The sequence below is a fragment of the Leptolyngbya sp. NIES-2104 genome (assembly GCF_001485215.1).
GTDB lineage: Bacteria > Cyanobacteriota > Cyanobacteriia > Leptolyngbyales > Leptolyngbyaceae > Leptolyngbya.
Genome location: NZ_BBWW01000001.1, coordinates 3,766,676 through 3,780,732, shown reverse-complemented (window position 1 = coordinate 3,780,732; position 14,057 = coordinate 3,766,676). Strand labels below are relative to the sequence as shown.

At 47.7% G+C, this 14,057-nt stretch carries 15 protein-coding genes; 12 read left to right on the top strand and 3 right to left on the bottom strand.

The window, feature by feature from the left end:
• Window position 1: 1 nt before the first annotated feature.
• Together NIES2104_RS17920 and NIES2104_RS17915 are read left to right on the top strand one after the other, a co-directional pair.
• Window positions 2-784, top strand: a complete 783-nt coding sequence (locus NIES2104_RS17920) for a GNAT family N-acetyltransferase (protein WP_058999637.1) — start codon at window positions 2-4, stop codon at window positions 782-784.
• A gap of 69 nt (window positions 785-853) precedes the next feature.
• A complete protein-coding gene (locus NIES2104_RS17915) occupies window positions 854-2,344 on the top strand; it encodes a S10 family peptidase (RefSeq protein ID WP_058999636.1) in 1,491 nt (496 codons plus the stop codon).
• An 8-nt stretch (window positions 2,345-2,352) separates the two neighbouring features.
• On the opposite strand, the gene NIES2104_RS17910 is transcribed toward NIES2104_RS17915, so the two are convergent.
• Together NIES2104_RS17910 and larC are read right to left on the bottom strand one after the other, a co-directional pair.
• A complete protein-coding gene (locus tag NIES2104_RS17910) occupies window positions 2,353-3,963 on the bottom strand; it encodes a pentapeptide repeat-containing protein (protein WP_058999635.1) in 1,611 nt (536 codons plus the stop codon).
• Window positions 3,964-4,069: 106 nt separating this feature from the next.
• Window positions 4,070-5,305: a nickel pincer cofactor biosynthesis protein LarC gene (gene larC, locus NIES2104_RS17905; protein WP_058999634.1), complete on the bottom strand. Its 1,236-nt coding sequence runs from the start codon at window positions 5,303-5,305 to the stop codon at window positions 4,070-4,072.
• A 50-nt stretch (window positions 5,306-5,355) separates the two neighbouring features.
• On the opposite strand from larC, the gene NIES2104_RS17900 reads away from it, so the two are divergent.
• Window positions 5,356-6,018, top strand: coding sequence for an L-threonylcarbamoyladenylate synthase (locus NIES2104_RS17900; protein ID WP_058999633.1), 663 nt, complete (start codon window positions 5,356-5,358; stop codon window positions 6,016-6,018).
• Window positions 6,019-6,046: 28 nt separating this feature from the next.
• On the opposite strand, the gene NIES2104_RS17895 is transcribed toward NIES2104_RS17900, so the two are convergent.
• Window positions 6,047-6,490, bottom strand: coding sequence for a DUF2141 domain-containing protein (locus NIES2104_RS17895; protein ID WP_225895259.1), 444 nt, complete (start codon window positions 6,488-6,490; stop codon window positions 6,047-6,049).
• 149 nt (window positions 6,491-6,639) lie between these two features.
• On the opposite strand from NIES2104_RS17895, the gene NIES2104_RS17890 reads away from it, so the two are divergent.
• From NIES2104_RS17890 to NIES2104_RS17850, 9 genes are all read left to right on the top strand, one after another.
• Window positions 6,640-7,494 (top strand): urease accessory protein UreD, encoded by an 855-nt coding sequence (locus NIES2104_RS17890; protein ID WP_058999631.1) that lies wholly within the window; start codon window positions 6,640-6,642, stop codon window positions 7,492-7,494.
• A 48-nt stretch (window positions 7,495-7,542) separates the two neighbouring features.
• On the top strand, window positions 7,543-7,836 hold the full coding sequence (locus NIES2104_RS17885) for a type II toxin-antitoxin system RelE/ParE family toxin (RefSeq protein ID WP_058999630.1): 294 nt from the start codon (window positions 7,543-7,545) through the stop codon (window positions 7,834-7,836).
• A 9-nt stretch (window positions 7,837-7,845) separates the two neighbouring features.
• Window positions 7,846-8,151, top strand: coding sequence for a HigA family addiction module antitoxin (locus NIES2104_RS17880; RefSeq protein WP_058999629.1), 306 nt, complete (start codon window positions 7,846-7,848; stop codon window positions 8,149-8,151).
• A 79-nt stretch (window positions 8,152-8,230) separates the two neighbouring features.
• Complete coding sequence (ureA, locus tag NIES2104_RS17875) at window positions 8,231-8,533, top strand: urease subunit gamma (protein ID WP_058999628.1); 303 nt, start codon at window positions 8,231-8,233, stop codon at window positions 8,531-8,533.
• A 12-nt stretch (window positions 8,534-8,545) separates the two neighbouring features.
• The gene (locus NIES2104_RS17870; RefSeq protein ID WP_058999627.1) at window positions 8,546-8,887 is read left to right on the top strand and encodes an urease subunit beta; all 342 of its coding nucleotides are present in this window, start codon (window positions 8,546-8,548) and stop codon (window positions 8,885-8,887) included.
• A gap of 63 nt (window positions 8,888-8,950) precedes the next feature.
• On the top strand, window positions 8,951-9,631 hold the full coding sequence (locus NIES2104_RS17865; protein ID WP_058999626.1) for a Coq4 family protein: 681 nt from the start codon (window positions 8,951-8,953) through the stop codon (window positions 9,629-9,631).
• A 92-nt stretch (window positions 9,632-9,723) separates the two neighbouring features.
• Window positions 9,724-10,710: an S-layer homology domain-containing protein gene (locus NIES2104_RS17860; protein WP_058999625.1), complete on the top strand. Its 987-nt coding sequence runs from the start codon at window positions 9,724-9,726 to the stop codon at window positions 10,708-10,710.
• A 422-nt stretch (window positions 10,711-11,132) separates the two neighbouring features.
• Window positions 11,133-12,512: a P-loop NTPase fold protein gene (locus tag NIES2104_RS17855; RefSeq protein WP_082690027.1), complete on the top strand. Its 1,380-nt coding sequence runs from the start codon at window positions 11,133-11,135 to the stop codon at window positions 12,510-12,512.
• Window positions 12,496-14,052, top strand: a complete 1,557-nt coding sequence (locus NIES2104_RS17850; RefSeq protein ID WP_058999623.1) for a tetratricopeptide repeat protein — start codon at window positions 12,496-12,498, stop codon at window positions 14,050-14,052. The genes NIES2104_RS17855 and NIES2104_RS17850 overlap by 17 nt, the downstream gene beginning before the upstream one ends.
• Window positions 14,053-14,057: the final 5 nt, after the last annotated feature.

The following is a 14,057-nucleotide window of genomic DNA, read 5'->3' as shown; positions in this document are numbered from 1 at the left end:
CATGGAATCGAAAGACATCGTAGCTGCGATCGTTTCCAATCTAGAAAGCTACTGGCTCAACTATGGTCGCACTTCACACGGAGAATTATTTGAGCATTTCGATTGTTCTGGATTTAGCACAATTGTTCCGACTCCGCTTTATAACGGCGTAATCCGGACTCAGTTTGGGTTGGGCACGATCGATGAACGAATCGATCAAACGATCGACCATTTTGCTCAAAAACAATTACCGTTTGTTTGGTGGACAACTTCACTGGCAGAACCTTCAATCCTCGAAACATCGCTAGAAGCTCATGGATTAACTCGGATCATGGAGCTTCCTGGGATGGCGATCGATCTTTCTACATTTAGTCCTGTTTCAGAGCGTGAAACGATAGAAATTTTGAAGGTAGAAGATGCAGCAACGCTCGAACAGTGGGTCAAAGTTGCCATGATTGGATTCGAGACACCGATGAACCTCTTCGACTCGTTGTTTGTCCTAGAATCAGAGTTAGAAATGCCTTACAGTCGGTATCTCGCACTTTGGAACGGGCAGCCAGCCGGAATTTCAGCGCTGTATCCCAAAGATGGAATTGCCGGAATCTATTTTGTTGCAACGATTCCAGAAGCAAGACGACAAGGAATCGCTCTAGCCGTGACTCAAGCTGCTTTAAAGGAAGCACAGAACTTGGGCTACCAGTTAGCAATCCTGCAAGCGTCTCCGATGGGTACACCCTTGTATGCTCGATTGGGGTTTCAAGAATATTGCAAGCTGAGTCTCTTTTTATGGACTCCTGATCATTAATCCGAAAGATTGACCTTGCTGTTGTGGCAGGTATGCTGAGAAAGACACAGACCTGGATAGAGATTGATCATGTCTGAAACGACTCCAACGACGCGCCAAGGCAATACGACTGAACATTCGCTGCAAATTGACGATGGTTCCACCGCGCTTCACGATCGCACGATTCACTACACGGCATCGGCACAATGGCAGACGTTATTCGATCGAGAAAAGCCGATCGCAGAAATGTTTTATGTGGCTTATCTAGCAGAAAGTAACTCGCCAAGACCGATTACTTTTGTTTTCAATGGTGGACCGGGAGCGGCTTCTGCTTATTTACATCTCGGAGCATTAGGACCGAAACGGGTTTATTTTGAAGCAAACGGGAATCTACCGAAGCCACCTGTGCGATTAGTAGACAATGCAGAAAGCTGGTTAAGCTTTACGGATTTAGTGTTTATTGACCCGATCGGAACGGGTTTTAGTCGCAGCATTCCGAAAGAGTCCGAGAAATCGACAGACACACCAAAAGAAGAAGAGAAACCTAAAGAAACCGAATTTTGGCAAGTCGATCGAGATTTAAGAGCGATCGGCGAATTCATTCAGCGCTTTCTGTCTCGTCAAAAACGTTGGCTTTCTCCGGTGTTTATTGCAGGTGAAAGCTACGGGGGATTTCGAGTCGCAAAGTTAGCTCAGAAACTTCAGCAAGAGTTTGGAATTGGACTATCCGGAGCAATTCTAATTTCGCCAGCTTTGGAGTTTAGTTTGCTGGATGAAAGCGATTACACACTGACTTCTTGGGCAACTTTAGTGCCCTCGTTAGCAGTTTCAGCCGCACACCACGATCGAGCAAAATGGGCAGGCGCACCCGGAGATGTCCAAGCCCATCAAGCCGCAGCAGAACAGTTCGCCCGTCAGAAATTGATACCAGCGTTAGCACTGGGCGATGCGTTGGATGTGGAAGAGCGGCAGGCGGTGTATCGACAGTTAGCGGGATTGATTGGATTGTCGGAATCGATCGTTGAGCGGCAAGGTGGACGAGTTGGATTAGAAGTTTTTTCGCGGGAATTGCTCAGAGATCAGCAAAAGATCGTGGGATTGTATGATGCTTCGATTACGGCGATCGATCCGTTTCCCGATCGCACTTCGTACGAAGGCAGTGATCCAACATTAGATGGACTCGATCGATTGTTCACGGGCGGCATTAATAGTCATTTGCGCGATACGCTTGGGGTCGAAACAGACTTAACCTACCATTTGCTGAGTCTTGAGGTTTTCAAAGCTTGGAAGTATGACCTGCAAGGGGATTTTAAGCAGGGCTTTGTTGGATCAGTCGATGAATTGCGGGTTGGAATGACCTTGAATCCGTCTATGCAGGTTTATATTTGTCACGGCATTTTTGATTTAGTGACTCCTTATTTTGCGTCGAATCATTTGGCGGATTTGATGAAACTGCATTCGGATGTGCGATCGAATTTAACGCTGAAACATTACCTGGGTGGGCACATGTTCTACACTTGGGAAAAGTCGCGGCAAGAATGGTTTGGAGAGATGAAAGCGTTTTATGAAAGAGCGATCTAAAATACGCTCTAATCTTCCTCATCCGGCAAATCGATAACGTCATCGATCGTAAGATCAATCTCATTCATTCGTTCTTCTAAATCGATCGAGCGCTCTGGTTCTCCGGGATTGTTCATTCGCACTCGCTCAAATGCCGATCGCTGAAGCTGGCTCAATCGAAAGATTTGAGCATGAATGCCGTCTAATAGTTCAATGACTCTTGAGCCTGGATCAGTCATTCTCAGCGACTGGATTTGAGCAAGATAGCGATCGCTTCTTTCTTCCGCACGATCGCATTCTGCTTCGATCAGTTCAATCTGAGTTTGCACCTTTGTAATAGATTTAAATCGAGCTTGTTTCGTTAAGGTTTCACAGCTTTCGCTCAATAGCTCGATCGCTTCTCTGAGTCGCTCCGTTGCATCATCGAGATCCGTTAAGCGATCGTGTAAGTCACTTTGAAAGGATTCGAGCAACGGCATCGAAGCAGGCATTTCATCCGGTAACGGTGACAAACTAAAATCGGCTCCATGGGACTGTAACCACTCGCGCTGAGGACGCAATAAGCCCAGATTACCTCCAAACCGAGCTTGATCTACGATCGTACTTTCCCAATTCACTCGCACTAAAGTAGATGCCATTAGGTTCGCACTATTTAACCTTGCCAAACTGAGATCCGAATAGCTCAGATAAGTTCGATTCAACAATGCTCCCTGTAAGCGGGCATTGTGAAAGTAAGCTCTCAACATTACCGAACCACTCAAGCGAACATTGGTCATGATGGCATCTTCAAACGAGACACCACTAAGATAAGTTCGATTGAGCTTTGAGTTAGTTAGATCAGCTTCTCGAAATGAGCTATCACTGAGGTTCGATCGCGTAAACATTGCATCGGTTAAGTTCGCATGGTTTAACGTTGCTCCAATTAAAGTTGCACCTCCGATTCTCGATCGACTTAAATTTGCGCCTGTCAGATTTGCATGACTCAGATCGGCACCGCGTAGAACCGTATCGCTCAAATCTGCCTTACAGAGCATTGCTGTGACTAAACTTGCTCGACTTAAATTCGCTCCAGATAAGTTCGCTTTGAAAAGGTTCGCGTTATCGAGTCCCGCACCATCTAGCTTTGCATTTTGCAGATTTGCTCGTCTTAGATCGACGAAGCAAAGATCAGCATTTTGTAGAATCGCTTCGACAAAGCGCGATCGATTGAGAATGGCTCCACAGAGTTTAGCGCGGCGGAGATTTGCTCGATCGAGAATGGCATCACTCAAGTCTGCACATTTCAAAAAAGCACCCTGTAACGCTGCTCCAGTGAGGTTTGCACGACAGAGACGCGCTTGTTTGAAATCGGCTCCTGCTAACATTGAAAACGCTAAATTTGCTCGATATAAATTTGCTTCTCGCAAGTTTGCTTCATACAGTCGAGCATCTTGTAAATCCGCATCAATCAAAATGGCGGATTCAAGGTAAGCATTCTTGAGCATTGCACCTGTGAGATCTGCTCCGGTGAGATCAGTGCCTACAAAAGTAGCTCTGGTTAAATCGCAGCCTTGAAAGTTCGATCGACTTAAATCGAGTCCGCTAAAGTCTTGCCCTCGAAGACTCTGTCCCGCGTAGTTTCCCCCTGCTTGCCAGCACATGATCGATCTCCAGCGTTGTGAAACTCCTGTTGATTCAATAGATCTGGCTCTCTGAGACTTATGTGAAATTACGCAATCAAATCCGCTTTTATTCTACGAGAAAATGTCAAATCTGAGCTTGATACCAGGTTTGCAACACAATTCGATGCACTTCTTTCCAAGGCAAATTTACCTTTCGAGCGATGCGAACACAGTCTTCGTACTCTGGTTGAACATTGACGATCGTACCCTTGCGCGATGCAATTTTTACCTGAACTAAGCCGTATTCTGTTTCAACTTGCTCGAATCGTCGATCGAGAATTGTTCTTTGTTGGATTGTTCTACGAATGCCTAATGTCGTTGTTTCTCGAAATAAGATGGTTTCGCAGTCTGCAACTCGGTCTGAAGAGCAAATCACAGTGAGCAAAATTCCAGGACGCGACTTTTTCATGCCGATCGCTTGAGTGAACACATCGAGCGCACCCGCTTCTAGTAACGTCTCGAAGAGATAGCCGATCGCTTGTGGATTGAGATCATCAATCTGAGTTTCGAGCACTGTCACTGTTTCAGGAGTTGATTCTTCAGTCGTTCCAAGCCAGATGCGGATCATGTTTGGAATCGGTAGATCGATCGTTCCGGCTCCCAAACCGATTTTCTGTATCGTCATTTTGGGGGGAGCGCTGAACGTTGCTGCAAGTGTAGTCGCGATCGCGGCTCCAGTGGGAGTGACTAACTCTTTCTCGATACCATTGCTATAGATTGGAACCTGCCGCAGTTCAAACAACTTTAGAACGGCTGGAACAGGAACAGGTAAGCGTCCGTGTGCTGCCCAGACAGTTCCGCCTCCGGTGGGAAGAGGAGAACACACAATGCGATCGACCTTCAGCCAATCTAAACCGAGACAGGTTCCGACAATATCCACGATTGCATCGATCGCGCCGACTTCGTGAAAATGGACTTCTGCGGGTGAGATTCCGTGAACGGCACCTTCTGCGATCGCTAATTGTCGAAAGACTTCTAAACTCCAAGTTTCTGCCCGTGGTGGAAGTTTTGCACCCTGAATCATCTTTTCTATTTCAGGTAAGCGGCGCAACTTGTCGTGAGAATGATCGTGATGGTGCTCATGAGAATGATCGTGGTGATGAGAATGCTGTGTTTCAGACTTTAATTTCACATGAACTTTCGTTGCACCTTGCCCATTCCGGTGAACCGTCTCTGTCGAAAGTTCGTATTCTTCAGAAATTCCTAATCGATCGAGGCACTCCGTTAGATACGCTAGAGGAACACCCAAATCCACCAACGCCCCAAGGCACATATCTCCAGCAATCCCCGTGGGGCAATCCAGGTAAGCGATCTTGCTCATCACACTTCTAGAAGGGTAAATACTTCTCCACAATACACCCGCACTCAAACATGGCAACACTCTACAAAATTCATCCTGAAAATCCGCAAGCTCGCACCATTGATCAAGTTGTCGCAGAACTACGAAACGGGGCTGTGATGCTATATCCAACCGATACTGTTTACGCGATCGGTTGCGATCTCAACTCTAAATCGGGAGTTCAACGGGTTCGCCAGCTTAAGCAATTAGCAAATGACAAACCGTTAACATTCCTGTGTCCGTCGCTTTCGGATATTGCTCAATATGCGATCGTCACTGATCAGGCTTACCGGATGATGCGAAGTCTGGTTCCGGGACCTTACACATTTTTACTTCCTGCGACAAAACTCGTACCCAAACTTGTGATGAGTCCCAAGCGAAAAACAACTGGGATTCGTGTTCCAGATCATCCGGTGTGCCAAGCGCTGTTAAAAGCGTTAGGCAATCCGATCATTTCAACTTCTGCTCATGTTCCGGTCGAAGATGAAACCATTCCGCTGAAAGTTCGCGACCCAGAGAATCTCTCGTTACCAGAGCTGTTTGACAGTATGGATCGAATTGTTGATCTAATCGTGGATACCGGACAAGAGCCAGCTCAAGCAGTTTCGACGATTTTGGACTTTACCAGCGATGAACCTGCGATCGTCCGAAAAGGATTAGGCTGGGAAGCTGCGGCAGAATGGTCACTAGAGTAGGTCAGACAAGATGCCCGACCCACCGCTTCTAGAAATACTGCAATTGAATTTGAGCGATCGTTTCCGTTCCCGCGACAAACACCGCTGCCTCCCCAAATCTCGGTGCACCCGTCCGAATCACCGGATTGCGCGAGAAGCCAAATCCCTCGGTCGGAATTCCTAAAAAATTACGATCAAGCTTTCCGTTGCCATTGCGATCGTGATAAACCGCGATCGCGTAATTACCAAATGCCACATTCCGAAACGTTAATGCAGTGCGCTTTCCGGCGGGAACACATTGAGCGCGGACGGCTCGATCGCCTCGATCTGGAAATCCTTGGCTTCCAGCAAACAAGCTGACACAGACTTGTCCCTGTTGCTGGCGAATTCCGTCTACCACAATTCTCAGACTTCCGGCGGTATTTGCTTGTGCGATCGTCGGAATCATCACACCAACCAAGACAGATAAAGCAGCAAACATCGTCTTTTGCACGATCGAGTTCCTCTGAGAGTGGTTTTTAACAATTCGTAGTCAACGTATTGTGCCATCTAGAACTAAATCTGAAAAGCTTGTGAAGAATTTTGAGGGTTGTGCTATTGTTCAGGGAAGCTAAGGAAATTGTCCTTTAGCCGCTCTATTCCGTGAACTTACCTCGTTCTGTCTCTTCTGATTTGTCCCCCAGCGATTGGCATGGCAGATTGCGCCTGGGTTTTGAAAATCGACGCGGTGTGACACAGCTAATTGAAAATCAAGGACAGGCTCCCCTCAAGGTGCAGCGCCCTTTCTATCCGGAGGGCGGCGAGGTTTGTCATAGTGTGATCATGCACACGGCGGGCGGAATCGTGGGAGGCGATCGCTTATCCTTCGAGTTCCGCCTTGCTCCCGATAGTCAAGCACTGATTACGACTCCGGCAGCCAGTAAGATCTATCGCACCAATGGGCGCGAAGCTCGTCAAACGATCGCGATCGACATTGCAGAAAGAGCTTGTTTAGAATGGTTGCCGCTCGATGCGATCGTGTTCAATCAAGCTTCATTTCGTCAGGAAATGACCGTAAATCTCGCACCGGGTGGTGAGTATATTGGCTGGGATCTGACGCGATTTGGACGCAGTGCGCGAGGAGAACGATTCATTGAAGGGAATTGGCGATCGCGTACCGAAGTTTGGCAATCAGGAAAACCGATTTGGATCGATCGACAATGGCTTTCGGGCAGTGAAACCACATTTAATAGCCCTCACGGTTTAGCAGGTTGTCCGATTGTGGCAAGCTTTGTCTGGATTGGAAAAGCGGTTGATTCTGATTGTGTGGAAAAAGCGAGATTACTTTGGAGCGGGACTTCTGGAGAGATTGGAGTCACACGTTTGCCTTTGGGCTTACTTTGTCGATATCGTGGGCATTCGAGCACAGAAGCACGACGCTGGTTAATTGATGTGTGGGGAATGGTGAGAGTGATCTCAGGTCGATCGATCTGCATTCCGCGTGTGTGGCAGTTGTAATCAAATTTCGCTGATTTGATATCATGGTATCCGGGATACCGACTTATCATGATCATCTCATTCAAAACGGAAGCAACCGCAGATATTTTTAACGGTATCGCCTCAAAAAAAGCCCTTAAAGCTTGTCCTCAAAATCGTTGGGACATTGCTCGACGAAAACTAGATCAACTTAACTTTGCCGTCAATCTCGATGATTTGCGAATTCCTCCTGGCAATCAGCTAGAAGCTTTACAGGGCGATCGTGAAGGACAACACAGCATCAGAGTCAATCAGCAATACCGTATCTGTTTTATCTGGACACAGGATGGTGCTGAAGATGTCGAAATTGTAGACTATCACTGAGGAACTCAAATGATTCGCATTCCTACTCATCGTCCACCGACTCATCCTGGAGAATTACTCGTTCACGAGTTTTTACAGCCAATGGGCATTACTCAGCGTCAACTTGCTGAGGCAATCCACGTTCCCTACCAACGCATTAATGAAATTGTCAACGGTCGCCGAGGCATTACACCCAGTACTGCTCTAAGACTCGCAAAATACTTCCAGATGTCTCCTGACTTTTGGCTAAACAGTCAGCTTTGTTGGGAATTGTACTATGCTCATCAAACCGAAGCCGCAGTGCTCGATCAAATTCAACCCATTTCAACTCATTGAACTGGAATAAATTGTAAAACCGCACCGGAATCATCGAGAAAGCTGCGAGAATAGTCCCGATTCGACCAGAGGGATTTCGATGCAACTTACGCCGCAAGAGAAAGATAAATTACTCATTTTTACGGCTGCTTTAGTCGCAGAACGTCGCAAAGCAAGAGGCTTAAAGCTAAATTATCCAGAAGCGATCGCATATCTTTCTGCGGCAATTCTCGAAGGGGCAAGAGATGGGCAAACCGTTGCAGAATTGATGAACTATGGAACGACGCTGCTCACACAAGACGACGTGATGGATGGAATCTCGGAAATGATTCACGAAGTTCAAGTCGAAGCAACTTTCCCAGATGGCACAAAATTAGTCACCGTTCACCACCCGATTCGATAGGAGAAAGCAGTCATGATTCCAGGTGAAATGTTTATCGGAGACGGTGAAATCGAACTGAATGCAGGACGAGACACAGTAACGCTGAAGGTCGCAAATCGAGGCGATCGACCAATTCAAGTCGGTTCGCATTTCCATTTTTTTGAAGTCAATGCGGCTTTGGAATTTGATCGCGATCGCGCCCGTGGAATGCGATTAGACATCCCTGCCGGAACCGCCGTTCGCTTTGAACCGGGAGACGATCGAGAAGTCACTTTAGTTGCATTAGCCGGATCTCGCCAAGTCTACGGATTCAACGCCAAAATCGAAGGCGCATTAGATGAGAAGCCTAAGAAGGGCAAAAAGAAATCTAAATAATTAACGCGATCGAAATTGAGATCGATTATGGTGAGCATGACGTTTAAATGAATACTAAAAGTTATGAACTTTAAAGATTTGCGTCGGCTCAATTTAGATTATTTAAACACGCTGAAATCCGTTCTTGGTTTATTAAGAGATCCCACACAAACGGAATCAATTTACGATGTCGAGGATGCTTTAGTGCGATCGCATCCGCAAACGATGGCAGCATCGGTGAAATACATGCTGAAAGATCCAGACGTGGCAAAATTGGTGAGCGATCGCTATTCTGCGCCCGTCCCCGATTTAGCCAAACTGATGACTCATCCCGCGAATTCTCTCGGATACGCCTTTGCTCAATACATTTCCTCATCAGGCTTTGATCCTGGCTTCTATCGCAAAATCGAAGTGGTCGATGATGAAACGTGTCTTTTATTTCGATTGCGCCAAACGCACGATATTTGGCACGTCGTCACCGGAATGAGCGTCGATGTTCCCGGCGAAATTGGACTTAAAGCGTTTGAACTTGCCCAAACTCGTCGCCCGTTAGCTGGAATTCTGATTGCAGGCGCATTTGTGAGCACGATGTTAAATCACCCTGAACAATTAGATCGATTGCTCGATCGTGTTGCCTCTGGGTACCGCATGGGAGCCAAAGCAAAACCGCTCCTTGCACAACGTTGGGAAGAACACTGGGATCGACCGCTTGCAGAATGGCGATCGCAGCTTGGAATCGAACCGATGCCCGTCTATGTACCTTAGAGTTCTCTATCAGGCGACAGAGAAAATTGATTGCAACGATCACTACTATGAACACGATATTGCAAAGAAAGAGACTTACTAGGAGAAATCGTATGTTTAATGTGAAAAACAATGCTTTGGTGCGAAATGTTACCTTAGCTGTCGTCGGCATCACTACCAGTTCTGTCGCCCTTTTCTCTACACTTTCTAATCCCGGTCGAGCACAAAACGCAAACTTTCCAGATACTCAGAATTATTGGGCACAGCCGTTTATCGCTGCCTTAGCAAACCGCAACATTGTAAGAGGCTATCCCGATGGCACATTCCGCCCGGATCAAACCGTCGATCGAGATGAATTCGCCGCCATGTTAAGAGCCGCTTTCAACGAACCTGCGAAACGTCGAATCAGTAGTGGCAGTGACTATCGCGATGTTCCCGAAGGCTACTGGGCATCTCCTGCCATTAAAGAAGCTTACGAAGCTGGATTTATGAGCGGCTATCCGGGTGGAAATTTCCGTCCTCAGCAACCAGTCACGAAAGCCGAAGCATTAGCTTCCTTAGCTCAGACACTGAATCTCAATTCCAAAGTGCCCGCGAATATTCAAGCCGCTTCAACCAATCAAACCACCGCCCAACCTCAGAACAATCAAGCTACAGCCCAAACCACTCGCCAACCCCGTCGCAGAATGATGTTACCGCTGGCGAGTGCTGCATTACTTCAGCCTTTTGTTGCACCGATTCGTCAAGCTGCTGCCGCTCTCCCCATTCAGCAACCGCCTGCCGCTCCTCAAACTGCTATTGCAAAAGCAACCACACCTCAAAGCAGCAAATCGCTTCAGTTAAATGAGTTCTATACCGATGCCGATCGCATTCCTCAATATGCAAATTGGGCGGTCGAAAGCGCAACGCGATCGAACGTTGTCGTGAATCATCCGAATGTGCGCGAACTGAATCCACAACGCCCTGCAACTCGTGGAGAAATTGCCGCGATCGTGCATCAAGCATTAGTAAATCAAGGCAAGTTACCTGCACTGGACCAGAATGTTCCAGCTTCTCAATATGTGGTGAGAGCGGAGAACGTTGCACAGTCCGTGAAATAGCATCTAACTCAGGAATTGTTCAACCGGGAGCAGTGTGCGACTGCTCCCGGTTATTTTGTTAGTTGATAGCAGCTAGGGCGAGCTTTTTCGTGCTGTTTTTCGTCCGAGTTTCGGCACTTTTGCCCGATCGCGTTTCAGGGGTTTCCGCAGCGATACAGAGAAGGTGAGTAGGTTCACGGTGAAAACCTCGTCATTTGTGGCAAATGGTTGAACGTTTGCGGTGAAGATTTGAAGGTTCGTGGTATCGGTTGCGGTTTTCACGAATAACAGTAGGACGGTTGCGGTGGCGAGAAGGGCGGATGGGGTGACAGCGTGAGGAGATACGACGATCGCGCCCCTGTTCGCCCGATATGGCGCTTTTCTTGTCGATCAGGTTTCTGCTGCTTTGCAACCGAATACAATAGGAAAGCCGTTGAGTAGAGATGCCTCGTATGCCCAGTTTAGAAGCGCTGCAACGCCGTTTGGAAGAGTCTCGCGAGGCAGGGCGCAATCTCCAACTTGATCCACTCGTCACTCGTCAAGCTTTGGCTCGACTAGGAGTGGAGTATCAGATGGAGTTAGTCGATGAACTAGAACAGGCGATCGAGGATAGTGTCTCTCAAGACAATAAGCTGATTTTCACGGGACATCGAGGCTGTGGTAAATCGACGCTGTTAGCCGAGTTGGGCTTTCGTTTGGGGGAAACGAATCGATATTTCGTTGTCATGTTTTCGATCGCAGACACGATCGAGCGATCGGCGGTCGATCATGTCAATGTTTTGTTTTCGATGGCGTTGCAGTTACTTGAAGACGCTGAACGTCGCTCGATTCGGCTGCAACCCGGAATTAAAAAAGGGTTTTATCGCTGGCTTGGCGAACACACTGAGACGGAATCAAAAGCAGTCGAAGCCGAGATTGAGGCGAATACAGAAGCGACGGTCAAAGGAGGAATTCCGGTGATTTTGGAGTTTTTAGCGAAGGTTCGATCCAAGTTAAAAATCAATTCGGTCATTCGTCAGGAGATTTCGATTAAGTTTGCTCGTCGCACTTCAGATTTAGTTGCTCAGATCAATCAATTGCAAGCTTATATTGAGAATGCCACGAAGCAGCAAGTTTTAGTCATTATCGATGATCTGGATAAGTTGGATTTGAGCGTGACAGAAACGATGTTTCGCAAGAATATTCAGTCGTTGCTTGACCCAAACTGTCGGATTCTCTACACGGTTCCGATCGCGATACTGCGTGAGGTCGCAATCAAGACGAGCATTACTACTTATGTCAACAAGATTCATACGATGCGCGTGGCAAAGTTTTTTAGTAAAGCGACGGTGAGAAGATTGGATCGAGTGCCAGATGTCGCTTGTGTGGAAGTGTTTGAAGAAATTTTGGCGCGACGAGTACCTCTAGATTTAATTGACGAGGATGTGAGGCAGCAAATTATTCTGCTCAGTGGGGGCGTGTTGCGGGAGTTTATTCGGATTAGCGATCGCTGTTGTGATAAGGCAATGCTAAAGCTTCGCGGACAGATCCGGCGGCAACAGTTCGAGCAGCCTGATGTGATTGTGAATCAGCAGATTTTAGATGAAGTCGTGACGGAGTTGCAGATTGAAGCAGCGGAAGTGTTGGGGCAGGCTGATTTTGAGGCGTTGAAGTTGATTTATGAGCAGCTTAAACTGCAAGATATGGAGAGTCAGCGGCTGTTAGATTTATTGCATGGGCTGTATGTGTTGGAGTATCGTAATGCGTTGCTCTGGTATGACTTGAATCCGATCGTGCGCGATTTGTTAGTGCGGGAGGGGGTTTTGGATGGGACAACCGCTTAAGGCTTTCACGTTAAAGAATGAGGAAACGTATGAGCGTTTGATCTCGCTGATTGAGAACAGTCAGGATCGCTTAGCGTTGATTGTGGTGGCGTGTGATGATTTGCGCTTAAGGCAGCAGGTCATCGATCGCTATGAGTCCGAGGCGAAACAGGCAAAGATTCGACCGTTTCGGATTGTGCTAGAAACAGAGCCGAGTTTGCGATCGGGGTTGGCGAGTTTGGAGCTTGGAGAAGGTTATCCAGCGGTGGTGACGGTGACGGGGACGGAGTGGTTGTTGCGGGTGACGATGCGGGAGGCTGAGGAACAGAGCGATCTGGATAAGTTTTTCGGGTATTTGCAGTGGACGCGGGAAGGGTTGCGAGAGTTTTGCTATCCGATTGTGCTGTGGGTGACGCATCGGATTTTGCGGGAGATGAGCAAACGAGCGCCGGATTTTTGGAGTTGGCGGAAAGCGGTATTGCGGTTTGCTTCTGAAGAAGAAGAGCCGACGATCGCGCTTTGGCAAGGGGAGCCTCGATCACCATCGATTCAAGAGAGATCGGATGACAAGTTTTTGCCGCCATTAGAAGAGTTGCTTTCAGAGATTCAACAGTTAGAGGCTGTCTCAGCGGAATCAGCGAATTTAGCAATGCTGTATGATCAGCTAGGACAGGTTTATGCAGCGCGAATTGCTAACGGAGCAGCAAGAGATTTAGCGCAAGAAAGACAACAAGCGATCGCTGCTTTTCAGAGTTCAGTCAATCAACATCAGAAACTCAACAATCAAGTTGATCTGATCGGCGTATTGCTCAGATTGGGTAACTTTCTATCCGGTCAATCGCAGTATGAAGCAGCAATCTCAGCCTACCAACAGTCCTTAGAGATTGCACGCGAGATTGGAGACCGAGGGGGTGAAGCTGCTTCTCTCGGTAATTTGGGTGTTGCTTACCAATCGTTAGGACAGTATCAACGCGCGATCGACTTTCATCAACAGTCCTTAGAGATTAAGCGCGAGATTGGAGACCGAGGGGGTGAAGCCGCTTCCCTCGGTAATTTGGGTATTGCTTACGATTCGCTAGGACAGCATCAACGCGCGGTTGAGTTTCATCAACAGCACTATGAGATTGCACGCGAGATTGGAGACCGAGGGGGTGAAGCCGCTTCCCTCGGTAATTTGGGTATTGCTTACGATTCACTAGGACAGCATCAACGCGCGGTTGAGTTTCATCAACAGCACTATGAGATTGCACGCGAGATTGGAGACCGAGGGGGTGAAGCTGCTTCTCTCGGTGGTTTGGGTAATGGTTACGATTCGTTAGGACAGCATCAACGCGCGGTCGACTTCTATCAACAGTCCTTGGAGATCGCACACGAGATTGGAGATCGACGGGGTGAAGCTAATTCTCGATTTAACTTAGGACTTACTCTTGCAAAGCTCAAGCGGAAGAAGAAATCGATCGAAGCCCTCCAAAGCGCCCGTGGTCTGTATCAAGAAATGGGACTTGATCACATGGTTGAGCGATGTGATAGCGAACTTCGACCTACCTCGCCGCAAAATTAACTGGG

What these genes read in the sequence shown, in the direction of transcription:
- NIES2104_RS17920 (WP_058999637.1), top strand. Translation starts at nt 2, where the DNA reads ATGGAATCGAAAGACATCGTAGCTGCGATCGTTTCCAATCTAGAAAGC.
- NIES2104_RS17915 (WP_058999636.1), top strand. Translation starts at nt 854, where the DNA reads ATGTCTGAAACGACTCCAACGACGCGCCAAGGCAATACGACTGAACAT.
- NIES2104_RS17910 (WP_058999635.1), bottom strand. Translation starts at nt 3,963, where the DNA reads ATGTGCTGGCAAGCAGGGGGAAACTACGCGGGACAGAGTCTTCGAGGG.
- larC (WP_058999634.1), bottom strand. Translation starts at nt 5,305, where the DNA reads ATGAGCAAGATCGCTTACCTGGATTGCCCCACGGGGATTGCTGGAGAT.
- NIES2104_RS17900 (WP_058999633.1), top strand. Translation starts at nt 5,356, where the DNA reads ATGGCAACACTCTACAAAATTCATCCTGAAAATCCGCAAGCTCGCACC.
- NIES2104_RS17885 (WP_058999630.1), top strand. Translation starts at nt 7,543, where the DNA reads ATGATCATCTCATTCAAAACGGAAGCAACCGCAGATATTTTTAACGGT.
- NIES2104_RS17880 (WP_058999629.1), top strand. Translation starts at nt 7,846, where the DNA reads ATGATTCGCATTCCTACTCATCGTCCACCGACTCATCCTGGAGAATTA.
- ureA (WP_058999628.1), top strand. Translation starts at nt 8,231, where the DNA reads ATGCAACTTACGCCGCAAGAGAAAGATAAATTACTCATTTTTACGGCT.
- NIES2104_RS17870 (WP_058999627.1), top strand. Translation starts at nt 8,546, where the DNA reads ATGATTCCAGGTGAAATGTTTATCGGAGACGGTGAAATCGAACTGAAT.
- NIES2104_RS17865 (WP_058999626.1), top strand. Translation starts at nt 8,951, where the DNA reads ATGAACTTTAAAGATTTGCGTCGGCTCAATTTAGATTATTTAAACACG.
- NIES2104_RS17860 (WP_058999625.1), top strand. Translation starts at nt 9,724, where the DNA reads ATGTTTAATGTGAAAAACAATGCTTTGGTGCGAAATGTTACCTTAGCT.
- NIES2104_RS17855 (WP_082690027.1), top strand. Translation starts at nt 11,133, where the DNA reads ATGCCTCGTATGCCCAGTTTAGAAGCGCTGCAACGCCGTTTGGAAGAG.
- NIES2104_RS17850 (WP_058999623.1), top strand. Translation starts at nt 12,496, where the DNA reads ATGGGACAACCGCTTAAGGCTTTCACGTTAAAGAATGAGGAAACGTAT.